General features: G+C 39.1%; 5 protein-coding genes and 2 pseudogenes. All 7 read right to left on the bottom strand.

The features are described from left to right. Window positions 1-332: 332 nt before the first annotated feature. Window positions 333-1,094 (bottom strand): metal ABC transporter ATP-binding protein, encoded by a 762-nt coding sequence (locus tag F6K13_RS15550; protein ID WP_192901277.1) that lies wholly within the window; start codon window positions 1,092-1,094, stop codon window positions 333-335. Continuing rightward, window positions 1,091-2,056 carry a metal ABC transporter solute-binding protein, Zn/Mn family gene (locus F6K13_RS15555; protein WP_124146653.1) on the bottom strand — a complete coding sequence of 322 codons (966 nt, stop codon included), beginning with the start codon at window positions 2,054-2,056 and terminating at the stop codon, window positions 1,091-1,093. The genes F6K13_RS15550 and F6K13_RS15555 overlap by 4 nt, the downstream gene beginning before the upstream one ends. Window positions 2,057-2,659: 603 nt before the next feature. Further along, window positions 2,660-3,346 carry a HEAT repeat domain-containing protein gene (locus F6K13_RS15560; protein ID WP_192901179.1) on the bottom strand — a complete coding sequence of 229 codons (687 nt, stop codon included), beginning with the start codon at window positions 3,344-3,346 and terminating at the stop codon, window positions 2,660-2,662. 58 nt (window positions 3,347-3,404) lie between these two features. Continuing rightward, window positions 3,405-3,560: a hypothetical protein gene (locus F6K13_RS15565; protein ID WP_161564661.1), complete on the bottom strand. Its 156-nt coding sequence runs from the start codon at window positions 3,558-3,560 to the stop codon at window positions 3,405-3,407. A gap of 278 nt (window positions 3,561-3,838) precedes the next feature. Beyond that, window positions 3,839-4,606 (bottom strand): annotated as a pseudogene (locus tag F6K13_RS15570) (HEAT repeat domain-containing protein); the annotation flags it as partial. Window positions 4,607-4,775: 169 nt separating this feature from the next. Beyond that, window positions 4,776-5,264 carry a phycocyanin subunit alpha gene (gene cpcA / locus F6K13_RS15575; protein WP_124146652.1) on the bottom strand — a complete coding sequence of 163 codons (489 nt, stop codon included), beginning with the start codon at window positions 5,262-5,264 and terminating at the stop codon, window positions 4,776-4,778. 108 nt (window positions 5,265-5,372) lie between these two features. Next, window positions 5,373-5,670, bottom strand: a pseudogene (locus tag F6K13_RS15580) (phycocyanin subunit beta); the annotation flags it as partial.

Genomic DNA, 5,670 nt, shown 5'->3' on the forward strand with positions numbered 1-5,670 from the left:
TTGCTGCTTCAGGAGCGATAGAGAGAAGGAGGTAGGTAGGTACGTGTGTAGATTCTTTGGGGCGGCGATCTTTCGAGTTTTCTGTTTGTTTTCTGGCTGGATCCGAATTTGGTCGGTCTTCTTCGAGGTTGCCAGCAGCCGTACGGTCCCAGCAAGACAGACAATCAACACAATCAATACAATTAGCAGCGGTGGTGGTGTACTAGGTATTTTTTCCAGACCTAAAAAGGCTCAAACCTTTATTTGTTAATACTTTTATATTTAATCAGCAAGCCCTAATTATTAATTATTAATTATTCATTATTCATTATTCATTATTTAACTATTCCCTATTAATGCTGATGAACATATCTAGTTAAACTATCCCCATAAACTTTACTCAAGTTATTTTCATCCAAAGCAACACTAGGTTTACCCTGACAACATAAACGACGATTCATACAAATAACTTGGTCACAATAACGACTCACCATATCTAAATCATGGGAAACTTGCAGAATAGAAAAACCCTCTTCTCGATGTAAATTTGCCAGTAATTCAGCAAACTGTATTTCTCCAGTTGGGTCTATACCAGCCATAACTTCATCTAATATTAATAATTGTCTATTTTGCACCAAACAATATCCCAATAAAACCCGTTTTAACTCCCCACCACTTAAACTTCCTATTCGCTGTTTTGCCTGATTTTCTAACTTAACTTGTACCAAAGCTTTTTCTATTGCTATATGCTTTTCCCGCGACCTCATCAAACCTTGCTCAGGGTAACCTAAACTGATTAATTCAGCTACACTTAAAGGGAAACTCCGGTCAAAAGGTAATTTTTGGGGAATATAACCAATTTTTTGCCAATGTTTTCCTAAATCTTTTATTTGTTTGCCTAGAATTTCTATATAGCCTGATTCATAAGGAATTAAACCTAATATTGCCTGAATTAATGTACTTTTTCCTGCACCATTCGGACCAATAATTGCTGTATTACTACCAGGAAATATTTGAAATGACACAGATTCTACTGCTTGATATTTTCCTCTAACTACTGTCAGATTTTGTACATCAACTACTGGAATATTTTTGTTTATTGCTACTAACTTCACTGGCAAATTTCCTCTAAAGTTTTTATATTATTTCTCATAGCAGTAAAATAATATTCTGGGTCTAACGAACCGCTGATTACTGGGTCTAATTTTTTGACTGGTAATCTAATATCTTTAGCAATTTGTTGCATCCGATTATCATTAAATCCAGTTTCAGCAAGTAAACCTTTAACTTGATATTCTTGAGCTGCTTTTATTACTCTTTGAACATCTCTAGGCGTGATATTATCTTCTGGCAATTCCACCACTGCCATTTGTTGTAAATTGTACCGTTGAGCTAAGTAAGGATAAGCATCGTGAAAAGCAATAAATTTACATCCTTGAAAGGGTGATAAACGAGTTTGAAATTCTTGGTGAAGCTCCTGTAATTTACGAATATAAATATCAGCATTAGCTCTATAAGTAGCTTCATTATTAGAGTCAGCTTGAATTAAACCATCCCGAATATTCTTAACTTGTTGTTGCGCTAAAACAGGATCTAACCAAACATGAGGGTTTCCTTCTTCATGGTGATGACCGTGGTGGTGGTCATGGTCGTGGTCGTGGTGGTCGTGGTCGTGGTGGTCGTCGTGGTCCTTATCTTCTTCTTCTAGGGGTTCTATATTTTGACTAGCATCAATTTCTTGAAGTTGAGAATTACCCGTAGCATCAACTAATTTCTCTAAAAATTCTTCTAACCCCAACCCATTTTTTACTAATACATCTGCCTCTGCAATACTCCGTGCATTCTCTGGCGTTGCCTGATAATCGTGGGGGTCTGCTCCCGCAGGAATTAAGAGTTCTACTTTTCCACTTTCTCCGGTAACTCCTTTGGTAAACATATATATAGGTAAGAAAGTTGCTACTATTTTAGTTTCATTTTGATTTTGGGCCACACTACTAACACTTCCGAGAGAAACAGCCGTGGCCAGTGCTGCTGTTCCTAAGAATAAACAGTGAATTCGTCTAATTGTCTTGAGCATTAGTATACAGGTTATTTTTGGGAATGATTATCATTTTCAAATTTATCATACCACAATGGGTAGTATCAAATCCGGTAGCATTGGTGTAATTAGATAAAAAGGATGGGGAGGTGTGGGGAGTGTGGCAATGGCGTTCAGATGGAACATTATCATTTTCTTTGTGGGTTTAATACCCCACCGTCAACGGGGGTGTTCACGCATTACTTGGGGGAGCGAATCCCCATGTAATTTTCCTCCTGTCTCCTGTCTCCTGTCTCCTGTCTCCTTCTTCAATAAGGGAATTTGATATGATATAATGTTAACTGGTATATTTGGTATAAAAGTTAGCGTACATATCTACAGGAAATTTACAGCAGATTCCTCCCATAAGGAGTATAGAGATTAACAACTAAATTTTTGTAGTGCGGGCATCTTGCCCGCGATGGGTGTATTTCACGCTTAGTGGAATCCGCTATAAGTTTTGTCCAGGTTTTAAGCCTTTTCCCTTTTGACTTATAACTTAGGACTTCTGACTTCTAATACTATTTAACTTAAAAAATGTCACAAATAGTTGGTAAGTGATGAAGTCAAATAATAAGCTGAAATTACTGTAGAGTAGAGTTTTTAAGTAATTAAAATATCACTTTCAACTTCTGACTTCCTTTCTCTCCCCAAGTCTGCAATAGCCATTTGTGCCCTAGCACTAACCGCTAAAGTTGTATCTGTATCAACAATCTCCTCAAACCTGGTCAAAATATCCTCAAGCCATTTTGGATAAGTAACTTCTACAGTTTTGGCCAAACCATACAAACCAACTACAGCAGCATAACGCACTATCCATTCTTGGTCTTGGGATACTTGCAAAAGAGTCTTCATCGTAGATAGTTGAGAATCAAAAATCTGCGATTCTGGCAACTTTTTCCAATCAATAAAACCTAAGCCTTTTGCAGCACCACGTCTCACACTAAATGAAAAGTCATTTATTGCAGCGTCTAATAATAAATCTAACCCACGCGGATCGCCAATACCTGCTAATGCTCTAATTGCCCAAGCTCTAGCACCATAGTTATAACCGTCAAGTTTTTCTAGTAGTGGAAGTACTGCCCTTACCCCAAGTAAAACTAACCCATCAACTGCTGCTACTGCTGCGCCAGGATTGTTGTACCCTAAAACTTTAATTAATATCGGGATAGCATCTTCTATCTGAGCTGCTGCTAAATCTTTAACTGCATCAATTAAACCTTGAGAAGAATCTGCTTCTTCAACTGCTTGGATGATTTGATTATTGATTGTCGAGGGTTGGTTATTCATTCTTAGAGATTAGGGAAATAGGGAAGTAGGAGAATAGTAAAAATATGAATAGTATAAACTAATTAATATTGGCGTTGGTTAAAAGAGGTATTATATCTTGTCCGGATAAGAGTGCAAACAAAAAACTTTTTTCCTCTACTACTCTTTCTTCTTCTTTCCTGACTCCTGACTCCTGACTCCTGACTCCTAGATAATTAAGATTAATATCATACATTAATTCACCAACGCCTTAATATTTTATAAAAGTGAGTCCATTAGAGTCATTACCTTAATAGCCTCATCTGATAATAATAGTTGAGATTCTACCTTTGACTTTTGACTCTCTTGGTGCGCATTCCCTCTCTTGGTCAGCATTCCCTCTCTTGGTCGGCATTCCCTTGCGTCTGACGCCGACGCGGGTTCCGACCGCTTGCGACTGGCGTCGTCGCGGGGTCTGACCGCTTGCGTCTGACGCCGACCCGGGGTCGCACCGCTTTTAACTTTTGAATTTATTGTGAGGTGATGTTCCAAAAGTCCTTTGAGGGCAATTAATTTCATACTATTTTCGGCTAAGGTTTCTGATATTGCCTTAGCTGCAGGTAAATAGCCGATCGCTCCTAAATCCATCAGTGCAGAGCGTCGTAATTGTAGATTATCACCATCTAATGCTTGAGTCAGATATTCTCCATAAACTGCTTCTCCGGTTAGTTGATATAGAGCGCGAGCAGCAGCATATTGCACTTTCTCTACAGGATGTTCGATAAAAGGTTTAATTAAAGGAATTGCTGATTGAGCTTGAAGTGTTCCTAAAGCTTCAATAATGTCTTCGTAGGGTTGAACAAGATGAGGCTTACCTGGAACTAATACTGCAGCTTCAACCCCTCCATCTAAAAGTTTAATTAATGCGGAAATGCAGCTAGGGTTTCCTAGCATTTCTAATGCTTCTGCTGCTGCTTCTCGCACATAGTAGTCTGAGCTTTCCAAACATTTAATCAAAGCTGGTACAGCTTTTTTGTCTTCTAACTTACCCAAAGCTCTAGCTGCATTGCGTCTGAGAGGATACCCACCGTCTTCTGTTCGGTCAGAGTCATCTTCTAGAGCTGCAATTAAGCCTTCTATAGCAGCAGGTATATTTACTCGGAATCTACCCAACCACCAAGCAGCATAATATCGTTTACCTAATTCTTCATGCCGGAGATTGGTGATCGCTTCTTCTACCGTTAGAGATTCCCCATTGTCGGATGTTTGTTCTGATAGTGAATCCCAATGCTGCTGTGCCATAACTTCATTTAATTCAACTCTGACAAAAAACGATGCCTGGAAAGATAAACAGATACTAACGACAGGCCAGCACCTGTATACCTCTCCAGGCTACGTTAAATATTAGCTTAGGGTAGTTAATTTAGTGAACATTAATTTCACATTCACCACCTAGTTACTATGAAAACTACTAGCTAAGAGCATTAATAGCATAGTCAAGATAGTTGTTAGCTTCAGTTGCAGGATCGCCAGTGATACCGTGGTTAGCCTTGATATACTTCAGCGCTTCGATGTACCAGCTAGGAGATAACTCGAAGGTTTTATTAATTTCATCAATTCCTGCAATGAGTATCTCATCCATAGGACCTGTACCACCTGCAATCAGACAGTATGTTACCATCCGGAGATAGTAGCCGATGTCACGAGCACACTTTGACTTTCCTGTAGGAGTCGAAGCATAGTTAGGTCCCTGGGTTGTAGTAGTATAAGGGAACTTGTTGTATACTGCTTGAGCAGCTCCATCAATCAAACTTTTGGATTTCTCAGTTAGCTTTTTAGCAGCTTCTAAACTTGCTGGAGCATATTTAAAACGACCAAGTGCTGAGAATAATTCTGTGCTAGTCAGAAAGCGACCTTGAGAATCTGCCGCTGTTACTGCTTCAGTAAGAGGAGTTTTCATTGTTGAGATACTTTCCTAAATCTTGTGAGTACAAATTTTGCTACAAATTTAAAGTCTTTAGAGATGCCTAGATGAAGCATCTTTAAAAAAAAGTTTTTTACAGTGTTATTAACTAACTGCTGCCGCAGCGCGGTCGAAGTAGCCACCAATCTCAGACATTAAAGAGGAGCAATCTCCAGGAGTAATGCCGTTAGGATCGTTAGCAATTGCAATAGCTGCTTCTTTCATTTTTTGAACACCTACTGCTACAGAAGCACCAGGAGTTCCTAGAGCTAAGTAGGTTTCACGCAATCCATTGAGACAACGGTCATCTAGCACACTTGCATCACCGGCAAAAGTAGCATAAGTTACATAACGTAGGATGATTTCCATGTCACGTAAACAAGCTGCCATACGACGACTTGTA

The sequence above is a fragment of the Okeania sp. SIO2B9 genome, assembly GCF_010672505.1.
GTDB lineage: Bacteria > Cyanobacteriota > Cyanobacteriia > Cyanobacteriales > Microcoleaceae > Okeania > Okeania hirsuta.

Excerpts from the sequence above, each read along its gene's own strand:
- F6K13_RS15565 (WP_161564661.1), bottom strand. The coding sequence starts at position 3,560 with ATGTATGATATTAATCTTAATTATCTAGGAGTCAGGAGTCAGGAGTCA.
- F6K13_RS15555 (WP_124146653.1), bottom strand. The coding sequence starts at position 2,056 with ATGCTCAAGACAATTAGACGAATTCACTGTTTATTCTTAGGAACAGCA.
- F6K13_RS15560 (WP_192901179.1), bottom strand. The coding sequence starts at position 3,346 with ATGAATAACCAACCCTCGACAATCAATAATCAAATCATCCAAGCAGTT.
- cpcA (WP_124146652.1), bottom strand. The coding sequence starts at position 5,264 with ATGAAAACTCCTCTTACTGAAGCAGTAACAGCGGCAGATTCTCAAGGT.